The sequence below is a fragment of the Streptomyces sp. SAS_270 genome, from assembly GCF_052543295.1.
Genome location: NZ_JBMNDS010000032.1, coordinates 49,755 through 68,013, shown reverse-complemented (window position 1 = coordinate 68,013; position 18,259 = coordinate 49,755). Strand labels below are relative to the sequence as shown.

General features: G+C 69.4%; 18 protein-coding genes and 2 riboswitches. Of the genes, 3 read left to right on the top strand and 15 right to left on the bottom strand.

What is annotated here, in order from left to right:
* Positions 1 to 46 precede the first annotated feature (46 nt).
* On the bottom strand, positions 47 to 325 hold the full coding sequence (locus ACN6LB_RS21885) for a DUF4190 domain-containing protein (RefSeq protein WP_445027386.1): 279 nt from the start codon (positions 323 to 325) through the stop codon (positions 47 to 49).
* Positions 326 to 345: 20 nt separating this feature from the next.
* Positions 346 to 513, bottom strand: coding sequence for a hypothetical protein (locus ACN6LB_RS21880; protein ID WP_356134031.1), 168 nt, complete (start codon positions 511 to 513; stop codon positions 346 to 348).
* A 155-nt stretch (positions 514 to 668) separates the two neighbouring features.
* Between ACN6LB_RS21880 and ACN6LB_RS21875 the strand changes: the two genes are divergently transcribed.
* Complete coding sequence (locus ACN6LB_RS21875) at positions 669 to 1,295, top strand: TetR family transcriptional regulator (protein WP_445027385.1); 627 nt, start codon at positions 669 to 671, stop codon at positions 1,293 to 1,295.
* Positions 1,296 to 1,367: 72 nt separating this feature from the next.
* Here the strand turns inward: ACN6LB_RS21875 and ACN6LB_RS21870 are convergent, their stop codons facing one another.
* The 3 genes from ACN6LB_RS21870 to ACN6LB_RS21860 all read right to left on the bottom strand — a co-directional run bounded on the left by ACN6LB_RS21870 (position 1,368) and on the right by ACN6LB_RS21860 (position 3,778).
* The gene (locus tag ACN6LB_RS21870; RefSeq protein ID WP_445027384.1) at positions 1,368 to 1,754 is read right to left on the bottom strand and encodes a hypothetical protein; all 387 of its coding nucleotides are present in this window, start codon (positions 1,752 to 1,754) and stop codon (positions 1,368 to 1,370) included.
* Between the two features lie 105 nt (positions 1,755 to 1,859).
* On the bottom strand, positions 1,860 to 2,843 hold the full coding sequence (locus ACN6LB_RS21865; RefSeq protein ID WP_356134037.1) for a helix-turn-helix transcriptional regulator: 984 nt from the start codon (positions 2,841 to 2,843) through the stop codon (positions 1,860 to 1,862).
* A 74-nt stretch (positions 2,844 to 2,917) separates the two neighbouring features.
* Positions 2,918 to 3,778, bottom strand: a complete 861-nt coding sequence (locus ACN6LB_RS21860) for a thioesterase family protein (protein WP_356134039.1) — start codon at positions 3,776 to 3,778, stop codon at positions 2,918 to 2,920.
* A 145-nt stretch (positions 3,779 to 3,923) separates the two neighbouring features.
* On the opposite strand from ACN6LB_RS21860, the gene ACN6LB_RS21855 reads away from it, so the two are divergent.
* Positions 3,924 to 5,135, top strand: coding sequence for an alpha/beta hydrolase (locus ACN6LB_RS21855; RefSeq protein ID WP_445027383.1), 1,212 nt, complete (start codon positions 3,924 to 3,926; stop codon positions 5,133 to 5,135).
* Here ACN6LB_RS21855 and ACN6LB_RS21850 read toward each other — a convergent pair.
* The 10 genes from ACN6LB_RS21850 to ACN6LB_RS21805 form a co-directional block, all read right to left on the bottom strand.
* Positions 5,044 to 5,700 (bottom strand): trimeric intracellular cation channel family protein, encoded by a 657-nt coding sequence (locus tag ACN6LB_RS21850; protein WP_356134042.1) that lies wholly within the window; start codon positions 5,698 to 5,700, stop codon positions 5,044 to 5,046. The two genes, ACN6LB_RS21855 and ACN6LB_RS21850, sit on opposite strands and share 92 nt — an antisense overlap.
* Positions 5,701 to 5,798: 98 nt before the next feature.
* Entirely contained in the window at positions 5,799 to 7,190 is a 1,392-nt protein-coding gene (locus tag ACN6LB_RS21845; protein WP_445027382.1) for a M1 family metallopeptidase, read from the bottom strand.
* Between the two features lie 95 nt (positions 7,191 to 7,285).
* Complete coding sequence (locus tag ACN6LB_RS21840; RefSeq protein WP_445027381.1) at positions 7,286 to 8,680, bottom strand: dipeptide ABC transporter ATP-binding protein; 1,395 nt, start codon at positions 8,678 to 8,680, stop codon at positions 7,286 to 7,288.
* A gap of 23 nt (positions 8,681 to 8,703) precedes the next feature.
* On the bottom strand, positions 8,704 to 9,798 hold the full coding sequence (locus ACN6LB_RS21835; protein ID WP_445027380.1) for an ABC transporter ATP-binding protein: 1,095 nt from the start codon (positions 9,796 to 9,798) through the stop codon (positions 8,704 to 8,706).
* Positions 9,795 to 10,793, bottom strand: a complete 999-nt coding sequence (locus ACN6LB_RS21830) for an ABC transporter permease (RefSeq protein WP_356134137.1) — start codon at positions 10,791 to 10,793, stop codon at positions 9,795 to 9,797. The genes ACN6LB_RS21835 and ACN6LB_RS21830 overlap by 4 nt, the downstream gene beginning before the upstream one ends.
* A gap of 117 nt (positions 10,794 to 10,910) precedes the next feature.
* Positions 10,911 to 12,692, bottom strand: coding sequence for an ABC transporter substrate-binding protein (locus ACN6LB_RS21825; RefSeq protein ID WP_445027379.1), 1,782 nt, complete (start codon positions 12,690 to 12,692; stop codon positions 10,911 to 10,913).
* A 64-nt stretch (positions 12,693 to 12,756) separates the two neighbouring features.
* Positions 12,757 to 13,770 (bottom strand): ABC transporter permease, encoded by a 1,014-nt coding sequence (locus tag ACN6LB_RS21820; protein WP_445027378.1) that lies wholly within the window; start codon positions 13,768 to 13,770, stop codon positions 12,757 to 12,759.
* A 360-nt stretch (positions 13,771 to 14,130) separates the two neighbouring features.
* On the bottom strand, positions 14,131 to 14,928 hold the full coding sequence (locus tag ACN6LB_RS21815) for an enhanced serine sensitivity protein SseB C-terminal domain-containing protein (RefSeq protein ID WP_356134054.1): 798 nt from the start codon (positions 14,926 to 14,928) through the stop codon (positions 14,131 to 14,133).
* Positions 14,929 to 15,131: 203 nt separating this feature from the next.
* Positions 15,132 to 15,896 carry an enhanced serine sensitivity protein SseB gene (locus ACN6LB_RS21810; protein WP_356134057.1) on the bottom strand — a complete coding sequence of 255 codons (765 nt, stop codon included), beginning with the start codon at positions 15,894 to 15,896 and terminating at the stop codon, positions 15,132 to 15,134.
* Between the two features lie 91 nt (positions 15,897 to 15,987).
* A complete protein-coding gene (locus tag ACN6LB_RS21805) occupies positions 15,988 to 16,722 on the bottom strand; it encodes an AAA family ATPase (protein ID WP_445027377.1) in 735 nt (244 codons plus the stop codon).
* Between the two features lie 152 nt (positions 16,723 to 16,874).
* A riboswitch (glycine riboswitch) is annotated at positions 16,875 to 16,975 on the top strand.
* Positions 16,976 to 17,088, top strand: a riboswitch (glycine riboswitch).
* Between the two features lie 46 nt (positions 17,089 to 17,134).
* Between ACN6LB_RS21805 and gcvT the strand changes: the two genes are divergently transcribed.
* Positions 17,135 to 18,253 carry a glycine cleavage system aminomethyltransferase GcvT gene (gcvT, locus tag ACN6LB_RS21800; protein ID WP_445027376.1) on the top strand — a complete coding sequence of 373 codons (1,119 nt, stop codon included), beginning with the start codon at positions 17,135 to 17,137 and terminating at the stop codon, positions 18,251 to 18,253.
* Positions 18,254 to 18,259 lie beyond the last annotated feature (6 nt).

Here is an 18,259-nt window from a genome sequence, read left to right as displayed (position 1 = left end):
GCAACCCGTTCCGCTCTGCCGGAAGGACTGCCCACAGCAGGTGCCGCTAGAAGCTCCAGGACACCGTGTTGTCGAAGTGCATGACGCTGACCAGGACGATGAGGTCGGCGAAGCCCAGGGTGAGGCCGAGGAGGGCACGGCCGCGGCGGGCGGTGCCGCGCCAGAGGGCGACGCCGGCCAGGGCGATCGCGATGGGGCCGAGGAAGAGGTTGAGGACCAGGAGGCCGAGCAGGCCGAGGATGAAGGAGGCGACGGCCATGCCGTCGGCGTCCTTCGTGCCGGTCCGGCGCTCTGCGGTGGCGGTGGGGGTGGCGGTGAGTTCCATGATGTGTCGGCTCCCGACAGTCAGTTGGTCGAGGTGTGGCGACGGCGGGCGAGCCGCTCGCGCAGTGCGAAGACGGCCAGCCAGACGCCGATGACGGCGGCGGCGACCAGGGTGATGGAGAGCGGCGCATGGGCCACGGTGCCCATGACTACGCCCATCAGCAGAAGGGCGGCTACGAGGACCAGCATCGGATGCCTCTCGTTGAAGTCTCGGGTCCGGCCCCCGAATGTTTCGGGAACCTGACGTTTCAGTGAACGGTTGTAGTAACACTTGTTCACTGACTTATGAGTCTAGCGCGTCCTTCGGCTTTCCAATTACAGAGAACAGTTGTTAACTGCATGGCATGAGTCACACCCTCGGCATCCGACAGGCCCAGAAGCAGAAGACCCGACAGGCGCTCCTGGACGCCGCGTTGGAGCTGCTGGAGGAGCAGAGCCTCAGCAGCCTGGGCCTGCGCGAGGTCACCCGGGCGGTCGGGGTCGCGCCGACCGCCTTCTACCGGCACTTCCGCTCGACGGCCGATCTGGGCGTGGCGCTCGTCGAGGAGGCCCTCGGCAGTCTGCACCTGATGATCGGCGAGACGGTGTCCGCGGCCGACGACAGCAGTGAACGCATAGCGCGCGCGGTCGACCTGATCGACCGCCACGTCCGGACGTACCCCGCGCACGTCCGGTTCATCGCGCGGGAGCGGCACGGCGGCGTCCAGCCGGTGCGGACGGCGATCAGCGACCAACTGGCGCGGTTCGCCGAGGAGGTCAAGGTCGAGCTGGCCAAACACCCCGAGTCCGAGGGGTGGAGCGACAGCGATCTGCTGATGCTCTCCGGCCTGTACGTCGACCAGATGCTGATGACGGCCTCGCTGTTCCTGGAGGCGCTGGAGGGCCCGGAGGAGGAGCGGGACCGGGTGGCCCGCGTGGCGAGCCGCCAGATGCTGCTGATCAGCACCGGCCGCCGGCACTGGCTGGGATAGCCCGGACACAGCGGAACGGCGCGCCCGTTCACCGAGCGCGCCGCCCACGTACCGCCGGGTTCAGGACCCGAGTCAGCCCTGCACCTGCTGCCCCTGACCCTGCTGTCCCTGACTTTGCTGTCCCTGACTTTGCTGCCCGCCCGGGCCGCCGCCGCAGCCGCCACCCTGGCCACCTCCGCCGGGGCCGCCGCTGGGCCTGCCCGACGGCATACCCGAGGGCGCTCCCGACGGGGCCTTGCCGCCGGCCGCGCCCGAGGGTGCCCCGGACGGCATCCCCGAGGGAGCGCCACTGGGCCGACCGGACGCACCGCCACTCGGCATGCCGGAGGGCGCCTGGCAGTTCTGCGCGCCGGAGTTGCCGCTGTTCGAGGACGACGAGTCGCCCGAGCCGCACGCCGCCAGCAGGGGCGTCAGGGCGAGCAGGGCGACGACGGGGACGAGTCGTGCGCGACGCTTCATGTGGGTAACTCCCAGTCAAGTCACGGGAACCGGTGGTTCAGTCGGGGGCCAGAGGACCAGATCCACGTAGGGGCCCGCTGTGCCGTTCCTGTGGCTTGCTGTGGATCAACGGGCCGCGCCCGAGGGCGATTCGTCCGCATAGCGGGCAGCGATGGCGGCGGCTCCCCCGGCCAGTTCCGCGCGCACCTCGGGAGGCGAGATCACCTCCAGCCCGTCGACGAAGACCAGCAGGGAGCGGGCCTCGCGGACGTCGCCGTAGGACAGCCGGGCGGTCACCCACTCGCTCTCGCCGTCGTCCTCGGGCGGTTCCCCGAGGGCGGAAGCGGTGAGCCGCAGGAACAGGTCGAGACGGGAGCGCTGTACCCGAACCGTGACATCGATTCCGCCCGGCCGCTGCTCCACCTGGCGCCTCAGCACCTCCCAGGCGTCGGCGAGTTCGACCCCCGGGCGCCGCTCCACGGGGTCGGGGAGGAGGGTCGCCGAGCGGACCCGGTCGGCGCGGAAGAGCTGCGGGGTGGCGCGCCGGTCGGCGACGAGGTACCAGACGCCCGCCTTGGAGACGAGCCCGTACGGGTCGACGGTGTAGGTGCTCGGCGCCTTCCGGCCGCTGTGCCGGTAGCGCAGCCGCACGCGACGGTCGGCGAACACCGCGTCCTGGAGCGCCTCCAGGTCGACGGCGGGCTGCGGTCCGCCCTTCCAGCGGGTCGCGTCGACGAGGACGCGACGGCTGGTGGCCTCCGCGGCCGGCCGGTGCGGGGCCGGCAGCGCGGCCATCACCTTGCGCAGCGCAGAGCCGAGCGCGGCGTCCAGGCCGAGGGCGGCGTGCGCGCCCTGTGCGGCCAGGATGAACAGGGCGCGGGACTCGTCGGCGGTCAGCCCCGTGACGTCCGTACGGAATCCGGCGAGCAGCTCGATGCCGCCGTGCCGCCCGCGCTCGGCGTACACCGGGACCCCTGCGGCCGACAGTGCCTCGATGTCGCGGTAGATGGTGCGCACCGACACCTCCAGGCGGCCGGCGAGTTCACGGGCCGGGACGCGGCCGCGGGTCTGCAGCAGCAGGAGGATCGAGAGCAGGCGGTCGGACTTCACGGCACCAGGATTCCGCCGCGCGGGGAGGCCGGGCAAATACGGTGCGTGCCGGCCTCCGAGGAGACCACCAGGGGTCAGCCGAGCCGCACCCGGGCGAGCTGGCGGGACTGTGCGACCAGTCGGTCCGCGCTGTCCCAGACCTCGGCGTCCTCCTCCAGGAAGCCGCCGGCGAGATTGCGGGTGGTGATGGACACGCGCAGCGGGCCCGGCGCCGGGCGCGAGCGCACGTGCACCGTCAGCTCGACGGTCGGCACCCAGCCGGAGATACCGATCTCGAAGGCGGTCGGCGGCAGCGCGTCCACCGCGAGGAGCAGCGAGAGCGGGTCCGGGTCGCGGCCGTCGGCGAGGCCGAACCAGGCGCGCATCTCGCCCTTGCCGGACGGCGCACCGAGGGCCCAGCCCAGGGTCGACGGGTCGAGCTTGAGCATCAGCCGGTCGGCGATGGCCGAGCTGCCGTCGACCGGAGCCGGGCCGTCCGCGGGCCCGAAGCACTGGTCCATGGGCGGGAACGCGGGGGGCTTCGCCGTCGTACGGACGTCGTCGGGCAGCGTGTCGAGGTCGCCGTAGGAGGCGAGCACGCGGATCCGCTCGACCTCGCGGCCCTGGTCGTCGTACTGGAACAGGGAGGCCTGGCCGGTCGACAGGGTGCGGCCGGTCCGTACGACGTCGGTGCGCACGACGGCCGGGCCCGGCTGGGACGCGGTCAGGTAGTGCGCGGAGATGGTGAACGGGTCGGCGTGCGGCAGCGCGTCCGAGAGGGCGCGGCCCAGGACGGCGAGCAGATATCCGCCGTTCACAGCGCTGATGATCGTCCACCCGGCGGAGAGGTCGATGTCGTAGACGCCCGGCTCGCGGCGGGTGAGCGCGGTGTCGCGGTCGAACTCGCTGTCGCCGATCGTGGCCCGTGCGACCTGTACGGAAGCTGCTTCTGGCATGAGTGAACGGTACAACAGGTAATTACTAAGCGGTAGCTTTTCCATGGATTCGGGTCGGCCCGGCAAGGTGAGACCCGGGCAATTTCTTGGTAAGTGTCCGTACTCGTCCGTCAACCGATGTCATCGAATCGCCCTCTGTAGGGGCATGAGCCTCACCGGGACCGCGTTCCTGTACACGCTGATCGTGCTGTCCGTCGTCGCCGTCGTGCTCCCCCTCGCGCTGTGGTCGCGGATCGGGGGGCCGAAACCACTGCGCGCCCTCGCCCGGGTGCTGATGGTGCTGTTCGCCCAGGGCACGGCCGTCGCCCTCGTCTTCGTGCTGGTCAACAACGAGAACAACCTGTACGACAACTGGGCCGACCTGCTGGGCACCGGCAATCACGTGCAGCAGGCCGCGGATCTGGGCGCCGACGGCACCGGCGGCATCGCGCTGAAACGGTTGCCCAGGGTCCGTCAGCAGTTCGACGCGACCCACCTCGACGGCGTACGCGTCACCCAGCTCAAGGGCCGGGTGTCGGGCGTGAACGCCGAGGTCTACGTCTCACTGCCGCCCCAGTACGACGAACCCGCCTACCGCCACCACAAGTTCCCGGTCGTCGAGCTGCTGCCGGGCTACCCGGGCTCGGCGAAGGCGTGGTTCGGGTCGCTGAGGGCGCACGAGCAGCTGCTGCCGCTGATGCGGGACGGGCAGGTCGCGCCGTTCATCCTGGTCGCGCCGCGGACCAACCTGCTGGCCGGGGTGGACACGGGCTGCGCGAACATCCCGGGCACGGTGAACGCCGACAGCTGGCTCAGCGTCGACGTGCCGAGGATGGTCATGGACAACTTCCGGGCCGAGCCTGCTCCCAAGGGCTGGTCGGTCGCCGGGTACTCGGCGGGCGCGCACTGTGCGGTGAAGCTCGCGGTGGCGCACCCGGACCGCTACCGGGCCGCGATCGGCCTGTCCGGTTACAACGACCCGATCGGCGAGCGGGCCTCGCTCGCCGCGCAGACCCCCGCCCTGCGCGCCGCGAACAACCCCTACCTGCTGCTCCGGGGGGCCGGCACGCCTCCCCGGATCGCGCTCTACATCTCCGGCCAGCCGCGCGACGGCTACGAGGCGGGTGTGGCCCTGGAGCAGATCGCGAAGGCGCCGACGACCGTGCACGTGGTGTACGTGCCGCGCAGCGCGGGCGGGCACACGATGGCGCTGTGGGAACCGCAGGTGGTACCGGCGTTCCGCTGGCTGACCGAGGAGACGGGCCAGGGCCGGGCCCGGGGCGCGACTACTCCTCGCGGACCGTCGAACGACGGTTCCAGGCACGCGGCGCTCGCCAGTGGAACCGCATCGCGAGCAGGCGCAGCACGAAGGCCGTGAGGGCGGCGAGGCCGCTGGTGAACGGGGTCAGCACGTCGTAGCGGATGCACAGCACCACCATCGTGGCGCCCACTATCGCGGGCACCGCGTACAGGTCGCGGTCCCAGCGCAGCAGCGACGGCACCTCGCCCGCGATCACGTCGCGCAGCACACCGCCGCCGACGGCGGTGGCGAGGCCGAGGGTGGCCGAGGAGGTGAGGCTCAGCCCGTACTCGTACGCCTTCATCGTGCCCGAGACGCAGAAGAGCCCGAGGCCGGCCGCGTCGAAGACGTTGACGCCGACCTGGATGCGCTCCACCTGGGGGTGCAGGAAGAAGACGAGCAGGGCGGCGAGCAGCGGGGTGAGGAAGTACCCCTGATCCGTGAACGCGGTCGGCGGTACGGCGCCGATGATCAGGTCACGGAACAGCCCTCCGCCCAGCGCGGTCACCTCGGCGAGTACGGCGATGCCGAAGACGTCGAAGTTCTTGCGGACGGCCAGCAGCGCGCCGGAGATCGCGAAGACGAAGATCCCGACCAGGTCGAGCGTGTGCTGGACGGAGGGACTGAACAGTTGCTGAAGCACCCGAACATTCTCACCCGCCACCGGGCGTGAACCTTACAAAGCCAGGTCCGGAGGGCGGGATTGCCTGGAGTGGCCGGACAAGAGCGGGACGGCCGGGCTTAGACGACGGGCTTCCCGGTGGTGAAGAGCCAGGTCTGGAACAGGTCGTCGAGCTTCTGTCCGCTGATCTTCTCGGCGAGCTCGATGAAGTCGGCCGTGTTGGCGTTGCCGTACTTGTGGATCTTCGTCCAGGCGGGCAGCAGCTTGAAGAAGGCGGTGTCGCCGATGCGTTCGCGCAGCATCTGGAGCGTCATCGCGCCGCGCTGGTAGACCGCCGAGGCGAACATCGTGTCGCGCTGCGGGTCGCCGACGACGATCTGCCAGAAGGCGGCGTCGGCGGGGCGCGAGTTGTACCCGGCGAGGAACGAGTCGTGCGCCGAGCGGACGCCCTTGTGCTCGGACCACAGCCACTGGGCGTAGGTCGCGAAGCCCTCGTTGAGCCAGATGTCCTTCCAGCGGTCCACCGAGACGGAGTCGCCGAACCACTGGTGGGCCAGCTCGTGCACGATGGTCTGCTCGGAACGCACCGCCGAGTAGGCGGGCTTCGACTGGACCTCCAGGGAGAACCCGGCCTCCGGCATGTCGTCGACGATCGCGCCGGTCTCCTCGAACGGGTACGGGCCGAAGACCTGCGACCAGTAGTCGGTGGCCTCGGCGGTGACGGCGTACACGTCGACGGTGTTGCTGTTCGCGAGCACCGGGTCGATGGCGACGTAGATGGGTGTGCCGCCGGGTGTCTTCCCGGTCTTCACGTCGAACTTGCCGATGGTCGCGGTCGCGAGATACGTCGCCATGGGCCGGCTCTCGCGCCAGTGGCTGACCGTCTCGGAGCCCTTGTCGTACGTCGAGATCAGCCGGCCGTTGGAGACGCCGGTCAGGCCCTTGGGGGTCTTGATGCGGATGTCGTAGGTGGCCTTGTCGGAGGGGTGGTCGCTGGACGGGAACCACGTGGAGGCGGCGTTGGGCTCGCACGCCACGAAGACGCCGTCGGCGGTCTTCATCCACCCGTAGTTGGAGCCGAACACGATGGGGCCGCCGAGCGGTTCGGGAACGCCGCCGTACGTCACGGTCACCGTGAAGGTGCGGCCCTTGTGCAGGACACCGCGGGGGGTGATGTGGATCTCGTCGCCCTCGCGCGTGAAGTCGGCGCGTCTGCCGTTCACTTCGATGCGCGTGACGTCCAGCTTCTGGAGGTCGAGATCGAACGAGGTGAGGCTCTGGGTGGCGTGGGCCGTGATCGTCGTACGGCCGTCGAGGCGGTCGGTGTCGGGGTTGTACGCCACGTCGAGGTCGTAGTGACGGGCGTCGAAGCCGCCGTTGCCGAGCTGCGGGAAGTAGGTGTCACCGATGCCGTCGGCGCCGGGTGACGGGGCGGACGATGCCGCGATGACGAGGAAGGAGGCCGCCGCGGTCGCGAGGGCTCCTAAACGTGCCGAACGGGAGAGTGCCATGAGCGTCCCTTCGAGCGTGTTCCGATCAGACGGACACGCGAGACTCTGCACTCTCCCGTTCGAACATGGACATGACTTTGCCCAATCGTCATGGCCTACTTGTCAGTTGACTCCTGACGGTCGGCTTCCGCTTCCGCCTCGGCCTCCGCTTCGGCGGGCTCGGCGGCCGCAGGGGCCTCCGGAGTCTCCTCCGCGACGGCTGCCTCAGGAGTCTCGGAGGCCTCGGTTGCCTCAGTGGTCTCCGCAGACTCGGTGACCTCGGGGGCCTCGGTGACCTCAGCGGTCTTGGTGACCTCAGCCGTCTCGTCAGCCTCGACGATCTCCGCCAGGGCCGCCGAGGTGGCCGCGGACTCCGCCAGCGCGGCGTCCGGCACCAGCTCCACCGCCTCCTTCGCCACGGACAGCAGCACCGTGTCCTGCGGTGCCTGGTCGGCGAAGTTCTCCGGGTGGTGGCAGGCGACCTGCTGGCCGGGCTTCAGCTCCAGGAGCGGCGGCTCGGTCGTCTTGCAGATCTGCGTGGCCTTCCAGCACCGGGTGTGGAAGCGGCAGCCGCTCGGCGGCGCGATCGGCGAGGGCACGTCACCCTTGAGCAGGATGCGCTCGCTCTTGGCGCCCCGCCGTGCCGGGTCCGGGATCGGCACGGCCGACATGAGCGCCTTGGTGTACGGGTGCATCGGCGCCTTGTACAGCGACTCGCGGTCCGCCAGCTCGACGATCTTGCCGAGGTACATCACCGCGATCCGGTCCGAGACGTGCCGGACGACCGACAGGTCGTGCGCGATGATCACGTACGTGAGGCCGAGCTCCTCCTGGAGGTCGTCCATCAGGTTCACGACCTGCGCCTGGATCGACACGTCTAGCGCGGAGACCGGCTCGTCCGCCACCACCAGCTTCGGCCTGAGCGCGAGCGCGCGGGCGATGCCGATGCGCTGGCGCTGGCCGCCGGAGAACTCGTGCGGATAGCGGTTGTAGTGCTCGGGGTTGAGGCCCACGACCGACAGCAGCCGCTGCACTTCCTTCTTGACGCCGCCCTCGGGCGTGACGCCCTGGAGCTTGAAGGGAGCGCTGACGATCGTGCCGATGGTGTGGCGCGGGTTCAGCGACGAGTACGGGTCCTGGAAGATCATCTGGACGTCACGGCGCATCGGGCGCATGCCGTTCACACCGAGGTGCGTGATGTCCTTGCCCTGGAACTCGACCTTGCCGGCGGTCGGTTCGAGCAGCCGCGTGATCAGCCGGCCCATCGTCGACTTGCCGCAGCCCGACTCGCCCACGACGCCCAGGGTCTCGCCGGCCCGCACCTCGAAGTCGAGGCCGTCGACGGCTCGCACGGCGCCGACCTGGCGCTGCATGAGCCCCTTGCGGATGGGGAAGTACTTCTGCAGCCCGGTCACCTTGAGCAGGACCTCGCCGGGAGCGGCGTCCTTGGTGAGGGTCGCCACCGGGGCCGCGTCCTGGGCCGCGCCGTCGCTCTGTGCAGGGATGCTCACTGCCTTGTCCTCTGCGTTGTCACTCACAGCTTGGGCGCAATCTCTTCGATCCAGATACGCTCCCGCTGCTCCTGCGTCATGTGGCAGGCGGCCCAGTGCTTGCTGCCGACCTCGGTCAGCTCGGGGCGGACCGTGCGGGTGACGTTGTCCTTGGGGACGTCCGCGTACGGGCAGCGCGGGTTGAAGGCGCAGCCCGACGGGATGTTGATCAGGGAGGGCGGGGAGCCCTTGACCGGGATCAGGCGTTCCTGCTGGTCGCGGTCGAGGCGGGGCATCGAACCGAGCAGACCCCAGGTGTAGGGGTGGCGGGGCTCGTAGAACACCTTCTCGGCCGGGCCGCGCTCGATGCAGCGGCCGCCGTACATCACCAGGATGTCGTCGGAGAGCTCGGCGACGACGCCCAGGTCGTGGGTGATGACGATGACCGCGGAGCCGAACTCCTTCTGCAGGTCCCGGATGAGGTCGAGGATCTGCGCCTGGACGGTGACGTCGAGGGCGGTCGTCGGCTCGTCCGCGATGAGCAGTTCGGGGTTGTTCACCAGCGACATCGCGATCATCGCGCGCTGGCGCATACCGCCGGAGAACTCGTGCGGGTAGCTGTCGACGCGCTTGTCCGGCTGCGGGATGCCGACGCGGTCGAGCATCTCCACGGCGCGGCGCTTCGCGGTCTTCTTGTCGACGTCGTTGTGGATGCGGTACGCCTCCACGATCTGCTGGCCGATCGTGTAGTACGGGTGCAGCGCCGACAGCGGGTCCTGGAAGATCATCGCCATCTCACGGCCACGCAGCTTGCGTACGTGGTCGGGGTCGGCGGAGAGCAGTTCCGTGCCGTTCAGCCAGATCTCGCCGGAGAGCTGCGCCTTGCGCTTGCCGTACTGGCCGGCCGTGTGCAGGCCCATGATGCCGAGCGAGGTGACCGACTTGCCGGAGCCGGACTCGCCCACGATGCCGAGGGTCTTGCCCTTCTCCAGCTGGAAGCTCAGCCCGTCGACGGACTTGACCAGGCCGTCGTCGGTCGGGAAGTGCACCTTGAGGTCGCGTACTTCGAGGAAGGCGGAGGGGGCGGGCGAGTCCTTGACGGGCTCGGCCACCGCTCCGCTCTTGCTGAGTTCGGTCATGCGAGCCTCACTCGGGGGTCGATCGCGGCGTACAGGAAGTCCACCACAAGGTTGGCAACGATCACCGCGAGCGACGTGATCAGTGTGACGCCCAGGATGACGGGCAGGTCCTGGGTGCGGATCGCCTGGAGCACCGCCTGGCCGAGGCCGGGGAGGCTGAAGGTGGTCTCGGTGAGGATCGCGCCGCCGATGAGGGCGCCGAGGTCCATGCCGAGCATGGTGAGGATCGGCGTCATCGTGGAGCGCATGGCGTGCTTGCCGATGACGACGGGCTCGCGCAGGCCCTTGGCACGGGCGGTGCGGATGTAGTCCTCGCCCATGATCTCCAGCATGGTGGCGCGGGTGATCCGCGCGTACATCGCCGCGTAGAGGAAGGCGAGGGTGACCCAGGGCAGGATCATGCCGCCGAGATACCCGCCGATGCCGTCACTGAGCGGGACGTACTGGCCGTCGAACCACTTGAGTCCGAAGATGAAGACCGCCGAGGCCAGCAGACCGGTGAAGTAGATGGGGAGCGAGACGCCCGAGAGCGCGACGAACATCGCACCGCGGTCCCACAGGGTGCCCCGCTTGAGCGCGGAGAGCACACCGGCCGCGACACCGAAGAGCAGCCACAGCACGGCGGCACCGAGCGCCAGCCCCAGGGTCACCGGGAAGCGGTCCGTGATCTGCGGCCAGACGGCCTGCTCGGTACGGAAGGAGTAGCCGAAGCAAGGCGCCGAGCACTGCGTGACGTCGCCGCCACCCGAGTACGTACGTCCGACGAAGAGTCCCTTGAAGAACTCCCAGACCTGGACGAAGATCGGGTCGTCCAGCTGGAGCTTCTGCCGTACGCCCTCGATCGCCGCGGGGTCGGCCTGCTTGCCGACGAACATCGTCGCCGGGTCGACGCCCGCCCACTTGGGGACGAGGAAGAAGATGCCGAAGACCACCAGAATGATGACCACCAGCAACACTACTGCGGCGAAGAGTCGCCTGATGAGGTAAGCGAGCACTGCTCTCGGCCCGACGGCGGGACCGTGGGCCACCGGAGGTCTTCCGGTGGCCCACGGTTCACACCGCTCCGGCCTTCACCTGCCTTTCGTGCCTTATGGCGGGTGCGCCGGTCGGAATTACTTCACGCCCAGGCTGATGAAGTCGTACTGACCGCTGTAGTTGTCGGTCGTGTAGACGTTGGTCAGCCGGTTCGAGCGCCAGTTGATGAACTTCTCGAAGACGAAGGGCAGGTAGTAACCGCCCTCCATGACCTTGTGGTTGATCTCCGTGGACAGCTGGACCTTCTTGGCGGCGTCCAGTTCCTTCGCGTAGCTGTCGAACAGACCGTCGATGGTCTTGTCCTTGATCATCGCGAAGTTGTTGTTACCGCTGTCCAGGATGTACTTGCTGTCCCACAGCGGGAGACCGTAGCCCTGGATGGTGGGGAAGTCCGGACCCCAGCCCATGATGATGATGCCGTAGCCCTTCTTCTTCACGTTCGAAGGGCTGCCGATGATGCCGGCGGTCTGCGCACCGTCGTACTGGTCGATGTCGACGGTGATGCCGACCTTCTTCAGCGACGCCTGGAGCGACTCGGCCGTGGCGACCTCGACCGGCTTGTTGTTGCGGACCGCGATCGTGGTCTTGAAGCCGGACGGCTTGCCGCAGGCCTTCAGCTCTTCCTTGGCCTTGGCGACGTTCGCGGCACCGTCGTTCTGGGTGGCACCGTACGGGTCGTACTTCTGGCCCTCGGCGCCCGGGACGGACGGCGGGAGCATGTTGGTGCCGATGTCACCACCGGCGACCGGGCCACCGCGAGCGGTCTGCAGCGACTTGTGGTCGGCACCGTAGATGACGGCCTTGCGGCAGTGCTCGTTGTCGAACGGGGCGACCGTCTGCGGGAAGACCGCGTAACGGACGTAGCCGGAGACCGGGTTGTCCAGGTTGCCCTTGTGCTGCTTCAGGGCGGTGGTGCGGCCCTGCGGGGAGAGGCCGGTCTGCGTCATGTCCAGGTCGTAGTCGCCCTTGATCAGGCGCGAGTCCAGGTCATTGGCGTTGGTGAAGAAGTTGACCGTGACCTTGTCCGGGAGCGCCTTGCGCACCGGGTCCGAGGCCTGCTTCCACTCGGTGTTGCGGACGAGCGTCAGCGACTTGTTCGGCGTGTACGACTCGAACTTGTACGGGCCGGAGGAGAACGGGTGCAGGCCGTACTTGGACTTGGTGTCCTTGTCCTGGCGCACCGGCGACGACGAGGTCATCGCGAGGATTTCCTCGAAGTCCGAGTTGGCCGCGGGCAGCTTGAAGACGATGGTCTTGTCGTCGGGCGTCTCGATCGCCTTCAGACCCAGCTTGTCCTTGGACTTGTCCTTGTAGGGACCCTTGTACTCGCCCTTGGGGTCGAGGATGTCCTTCGCGTAGACCGGTCCGCCGGACAGCACGTCCTGCGCCCACTGACGCTCGATGCCGTACTTGATGTCCTTGGAGGTGATCGGCTTGCCGTCCTCCCACGTCACACCCTCACGCAGGGTGTACGTGTAGGTCTTGCCGTCGTCGGAGACCTTGGCGGTGCTGGTGGCGAGGTCCGGCGTGACCTTGGTGCCGCCGGCGCCCGGGGCCGTGGCGCCGGTGACGAGCTGACGGCTGTAGTAGCGCATGAAGTTCCAGGCGAACCCGTAGTAGCCGCGCGTGGTGTCCCACGAGTCGGCGTCCTGGGCGCTGGCGAACTTCAGCGTGCCGCCCGTCTTGGTGGAGGCATTGGCGACCTTGTTGTTACCGGCGTTGAAGCCGGCCGCGCCGCCCTTCTTGCCGTCACTGTTGTCGTCGCCGCCGCCGCACGCCGCCGTGCTGAGCAGTGCTGCGACCACGGCAGCTGCGGCCACGGCCTGCTTGCGCCGCCCTGTGGTGCGTTGGGTAGTCACGATCTCGGATCCTCCGTGTGTGTAGCGGCCCGTGGATAGGTCACGGGCCCGGGGGTACGGCAGTTCAGCGAGAACCCTTCGGGTCGAGCGCGTCACGCACGCCGTCGCCGAAGAGGTTGAAGGAGAGGACGGTGATGAAGATCGCTACACCGGGGATCACCATGTACATGGGGTCCGAGTCGTAGTAGTCGATCGCCGCGGAGAGCATCTGTCCCCAGGACGCCGTGGGCGGCTTGACTCCCACGCCGAGGAAGCTGAGCGCCGCCTCGGTGAGGATGTTGGTCGGGATCATCATCGTCGTGTACACGATGATGGGCGCGATCAGGTTGGGCAGGAGCTCCTTGAACAGGATGTACATCCGCCCGGCCCCGAGGCTGCGGGCAGCCTCGACGTATTCGCGCTCCCGCATCGACAGCGTCTGGCCGCGCACCACACGGCCGACATAGGGCCAGCCGAAGAATCCGATCACCAGGATCATCACGAACAGGCGCACGCCCGTGCCGGTCAGGCCCAGCATCTCGTTCGGCATGACCGAGACCAGCGCGATGATGAACAGCAGTTGCGGGAAGGCCAGCAGGCCGTCCATGACCCGGCTGATGACCGAGTCGATCCAGCCGCCGAAGAAGCCGGCGAGGATGCCCAGGACGGTTCCGAGGGCGATCGCGACGAGGGCGGACAGGAAGCCGACCAGGAGCGAGATGCGGGAACCGTAGATGATGCGGGCGAAGATGTCGCGGCCGCTGACCGGTTCGACACCGAGGAGGTGGTCCCCGCTGATGCCGCCCAGGGACCCCGTGGGGGTCGAGAAGAGCGGGTCGATGAGGTCCTCGTGGTGCGTCTCGGGGTCCTGCCCGACCAGGTTCGTGATCACGGGCGCGAGGATCGCGATCAGGATGAGCACGAGCACGACGACACCGCCCGTGAGGGCGAGCTTGTCCCGCTTGAGGCGCTCCCAGGCGATCCGCCCGAGGGAGCGTCCTTGTACCGCCGCCTTGGCCTCGGCAGCGCTCGCGGCCGCCGCTTCCTCGGCCGCGCTCGGGGCCGCGTCCGTGGTCGGCTCGTGCAATGGTGCCGTCATCGTGGCAGGGACCCCTCTCAACCGGCGGTGGCCGGCCCACACTTGCCGCTGTAGCGGCGTGATCAGTCCGTCGTACACAGGGACGAAGCCCCTGGAGCGGGAGTCTTCAACGCCTCGGCGATCTGTTGGAAGACGTGAAGGTGAATGGATGCCTAAACGTGATGCTGTCTGCGGGGTTCCGTTATCCGGACGGCGGGTAACGCGGGTCGGACGGCGGATATTTGACCCCTTAAGGCGCGGCGAGGCACTTAACCGGCGCGCCTATGTCATTACGGACATCTCGCTCGAAGACTTCGAGGCCGCAGGTCAGCTCACTGTCGACGCTCGCAGGAAAGGGTGCGCCGGGTGACCCTGCGGGGCTCAGTAGGCCCGCGGGTACCCGTATCCGCCGGCTGCCGGCGCCTGGGCCTGCGCCGGAGCGGCGTGTGCCTCGCGGTCGTAGAAGGGCCTGGCGTTGGCTCTCAGCCACATCGCCACCGGGTCGGACTCGTCGGACATCGCGACGGTCGAGACCGGCAGCCCGTCCGGCACCGCGGAGATGGACTGCTGCATCATCGCCCGCACCGAGTCGACGGCTGGCGGCGAGGTGTCGTACACATCGAGGCCGATGGCCAGGTACGGCGCCCCGTGCGCGGGCTGCACCCAGGCGCGGCGCAGCGAGCGCACCGCGGAGGTGCGGTGCGCGTTCTGCGTGAGCAGGGCGTAGAACTGCGGGATCTCGATGCCCGGCTCGGAGAGTTGGAGCGGACCGGCGGGCTGGCGCTCCAGGCCCGCGGCGATCCGGCGCAGATCCAGCCACGGGATGCCGACGCCGCCGCCGGGAGCGTGCGGATTGAGCCAGAGGCCGAATTGGTCAGGGTAGAGGGTGCGGGCGACGTCGAGTCCGTCCACGACCTCGTACGACCTGTTCCAGCCGCTGGCGGAGAGTTCCTGGGCGGAGGTGACGCACGGCGCGTACCCGTACCCGCCGACCTCCATGTTCCCGTACTGCGCGTCCGGGGATCCGGCCTGGCCGTGCCAGAGCAGCATCCAGACCTGGCCGGACGACGGGGTCGCGAGCGCGCGAAGGAGCGCCTCGTAGGCGTCGTAACGCCCGGGCGTCACCTGGCGCAGCATGTGCTCGACCTGCCCGGCCGCAGCCGTGCCCGACGCGCTCACCTTCAACCGCCCCTTCGCTCCACCATCACGACATCACAGCCGATATCGCAACCGGCGTCATCACCGGCATCACGACGAACTCGTCAACATTTCGACCGAGCCATGAAACCAGCTTAAGCGGCGATCCTGACAGCGACTTGACGCACACCGCGGGAGGTGTCCGCGCCGTTTTCCCCGCGGCCCGTGCCCCTCCCGGTGGGCGGTCAGTACCCGTGCTGGTAGAAGGGCCGCACCCGCTCGCGCATCCAGTCGCCGACCGGGTCCTGAGCCACGTCCATGAACACCATGTTCACCGGGCGGCCCACCGGCACCCGGCCCAGCGCGCGGCCCAGCGCGTCCAGCAGGAGCGTGCGGTCGGCCTCCCAGGCGGACAGTTCGACGCCGATGAACATCACCGGGTCGGAGGTCTCGATGGCGGCCAGGCAGCGGCGGGCGCTCAGCACCAGGCCGGTGGCCGCGAACTCCGCCGAGGCCGCGGCCAGGAAGTCCACCGGGTCCTCCTGCCAGTCCGGCTCGAACAGCCGCACCCGGGCGCCGCTCGCGGTGCCGTCCAGCGGGGTCCGGCCGGCTCGGCACAGTTCGGCGACCGCGAGGGGCGGCAGCGGGATGCCGACCAGGCCGTCCGGGTTCACGGCGATGCCGACCTGCGGGGGCAGCCCGCGGGCGAACTCGACGGCGGGCGCGATCGTGTACGACATGTGGCCGCCGACGACCTGGCGGAACTGTTCCTCGGAGCTGAAGACGGGCACGTACGCCTGCCCTTCGATCTCCAGCGTCGGCAGGTCGAGCGGGCCCTGGTGCGGGCCGCCGCCGTTGGGCAGCGGGATCCAGAGGAAGCTGCGGCCGAGGACCTCGACGATGCGGCCGCCTGCGGAGGGCACCCCGAGGGCCGCGGCGAGCACCTCCTCCAACTCGTTTCCGGGCCAACCGCCGTGCGGATGGGGGTGCGCCTGTGCCGGGATGTCCATCTGCCTACCGCCTGCTCCGAACCACTGTTCCGGCTCGAAAGGTTAATGGGTTCATACGAAGCTCTCCGCTGCGAAACCTCCGCCCGACCGCTCAGCCGCCGAAGTCGATCCGCCGCAGCACGTCCGCCGCGTCCCGGTCGATGAGCACCGCCGAGCCGCAGCCCTCCGGGAGGTCGCCGTTCTCGACCGAGCGCAACAGCCGGGCGGCGGCGCCGCGATGACGGGCGAACGCGTACCGCGAGACACCTCGGCCGCGCTCGCGCTGGCCCTCCAGGGCGGTGTCCGGGGTGACGTCGAGCAGCAGGAGGTGCAGGGTGCCGCCGCGGCGGCGGGCCTCGCGGGCGAGCCAGCGGCGCACCCAGGCCTGCGTACCGCAGTCGTGCACCACGGCTGCGGTGCCGGCGCGCAGCACACGACGCAGACCCGCGTAGTGCGCGAGGCGGACGAGGGGGCGGTAGACCGCGTACGGCAGTCGGCGGGCGATCCGCTCGTCCCAGCGGTCGCGGGTGTCCTGCGAGTCGACGCGGGCGCCCGTGACGGCACGCCGCATCAGGGTCGACTTCCCGCTGCCGGGAAGCCCGGTGACGACGACGAGGTCGGCCGCGCCGAAGCTCAGGCCGTGCGGGCTGCGTCCGGCGCGCTCGCGCAGATCACGGACGACGGCTCCCGGCCGCGCACCGCACGCCTCCCGGGCCGGAGCGCCTGGCTGATCGGGCAACGCGACACCCGAGGTCGTCGCGTACGACGTCGTCCGATACGCCGAGGTCCGGTACGCCGAGGTCCTGTTCACCGTGATCGTCCTCCCCTTGGGTCTGGAGATCCCCATCCCCGTCGAGTGTAAAGAGAAGGTAATGCGCGGTGCCTCTGTTTTCCGTCCTCTTCCTGCAACAGCCCTGCTACAGGCGGCTGTGCGGGGTACCGCTGCCGTGCCGGGCGACCGCGTGCAATGATGTGCGCGCCAACTGCATACCGGCCGCTTGAATCCGCGCGGGAGAGTTCCGGGTACGTACGTCTGCCCGGACGCCGAAGGAGCAAGTCCCTCCCTTGAATCTCTCAGGCCCCGTTACCGCGCGGGCGAGGCACATCTGAAAAGCGGGCCGCTCTCCGGCGGCCCCACCCAAGGTGCAAGTCATGTCCACCGTTTCGCGGGGTCGTGATGAACCTCTCAGGTTCCGATGACAGATGGGGAGGAACGCCTCGCCGTCTTGCCTTGCCGTCATGCCTTGGGAGCCCCACCGATGAGCAGTAACGCACCCCGTCTGACCGCGCTCGATGCCCTGCATCGCTCGCTCGGCGCGACGATGACCGACTTCGCGGGCTGGGACATGCCCCTGCGGTACGGCTCCGAGCGCGACGAGCACCTCGCCGTCCGCACGAAGGCGGGCCTCTTCGACCTCTCCCACATGGGCGAGATCACCGTCACCGGCCCCGAGGCCGCAGCGCTCCTCAACCACGCGCTGGTCGGCAACATCGCCTCGGTCGGCGTCGGCCGCGCCCGCTACACGATGATCTGCCGGGCGGACGGCGGCATCCTGGACGACCTGATCGTGTACCGGCTCCAGGAGCACGAGTACATGGTGGTCGCCAACGCCTCCAACGCGCAGGTCGTGCTGGACGCCCTGGTGGAACGTGCCGCCGGCTTCGACGCCGAGGTCCGCGACGACCGTGACGCGTACGCCCTGATCGCCGTGCAGGGCCCCGAGTCCCCCGGCGTCCTGAAGTCCCTCACCGACGCCGACCTCGACGGCCTCAAGTACTACGCCGGTCTGCCGGGCACGGTCGCCGGCGTCCCCGCCCTCATCGCCCGCACCGGCTACACCGGCGAGGACGGCTTCGAGCTGTTCGTGAAGCCCGAGCACGCCGTCGAGCTGTGGCAGGCGCTGACCAAGGCCGGCGAGGGTGTCGGCCTCGTCCCCTGCGGCCTGTCCTGCCGCGACACGCTGCGCCTTGAGGCGGGCATGCCGCTGTACGGGCACGAGCTGACGACGGAGCTGACGCCGTTCGACGCCGGGCTCGGGCGGGTCGTGAAGTTCGAGAAGGAGGGCGACTTCGTGGGGCGTACGGCTCTGGAGGCCGCCGCCGAGCGCGCCGCCTCCGAGCCCCCGCGCGTTCTGGTCGGTCTGATCGCCGAGGGCCGCCGGGTCCCGCGCGCCGGGTACCAGGTCGTCGCCGACGGCCAGGTCATCGGCGAGGTCACCTCCGGCGCTCCCTCCCCCACCCTCGACAAGCCGATCGCGATGGCGTACGTCGACGCCGCGCACGCCGCGCCGGGCACCGCCGGTGTCGGGGTCGACATCCGGGGCAGTCACGAGCCGTACGAGGTCGTGGCGCTGCCCTTCTACAAGCGCCGGAAGTAGACACTG

Bases quoted from the DNA above. Each gene is read 5' to 3' on its own strand.
- ACN6LB_RS21805 (WP_445027377.1), bottom strand. From the start codon at position 16,722: ATGGGGATCTCCAGACCCAAGGGGAGGACGATCACGGTGAACAGGACC.
- ACN6LB_RS21810 (WP_356134057.1), bottom strand. From the start codon at position 15,896: ATGGACATCCCGGCACAGGCGCACCCCCATCCGCACGGCGGTTGGCCC.
- ACN6LB_RS21885 (WP_445027386.1), bottom strand. From the start codon at position 325: ATGGAACTCACCGCCACCCCCACCGCCACCGCAGAGCGCCGGACCGGC.
- ACN6LB_RS21820 (WP_445027378.1), bottom strand. From the start codon at position 13,770: ATGACGGCACCATTGCACGAGCCGACCACGGACGCGGCCCCGAGCGCG.
- ACN6LB_RS21870 (WP_445027384.1), bottom strand. From the start codon at position 1,754: ATGAAGCGTCGCGCACGACTCGTCCCCGTCGTCGCCCTGCTCGCCCTG.
- ACN6LB_RS21880 (WP_356134031.1), bottom strand. From the start codon at position 513: ATGCTGGTCCTCGTAGCCGCCCTTCTGCTGATGGGCGTAGTCATGGGC.
- ACN6LB_RS21860 (WP_356134039.1), bottom strand. From the start codon at position 3,778: ATGCCAGAAGCAGCTTCCGTACAGGTCGCACGGGCCACGATCGGCGAC.
- ACN6LB_RS21845 (WP_445027382.1), bottom strand. From the start codon at position 7,190: ATGGCACTCTCCCGTTCGGCACGTTTAGGAGCCCTCGCGACCGCGGCG.
- ACN6LB_RS21875 (WP_445027385.1), top strand. From the start codon at position 669: ATGAGTCACACCCTCGGCATCCGACAGGCCCAGAAGCAGAAGACCCGA.
- ACN6LB_RS21855 (WP_445027383.1), top strand. From the start codon at position 3,924: ATGAGCCTCACCGGGACCGCGTTCCTGTACACGCTGATCGTGCTGTCC.
- gcvT (WP_445027376.1), top strand. From the start codon at position 17,135: ATGAGCAGTAACGCACCCCGTCTGACCGCGCTCGATGCCCTGCATCGC.
- ACN6LB_RS21835 (WP_445027380.1), bottom strand. From the start codon at position 9,798: ATGACCGAACTCAGCAAGAGCGGAGCGGTGGCCGAGCCCGTCAAGGAC.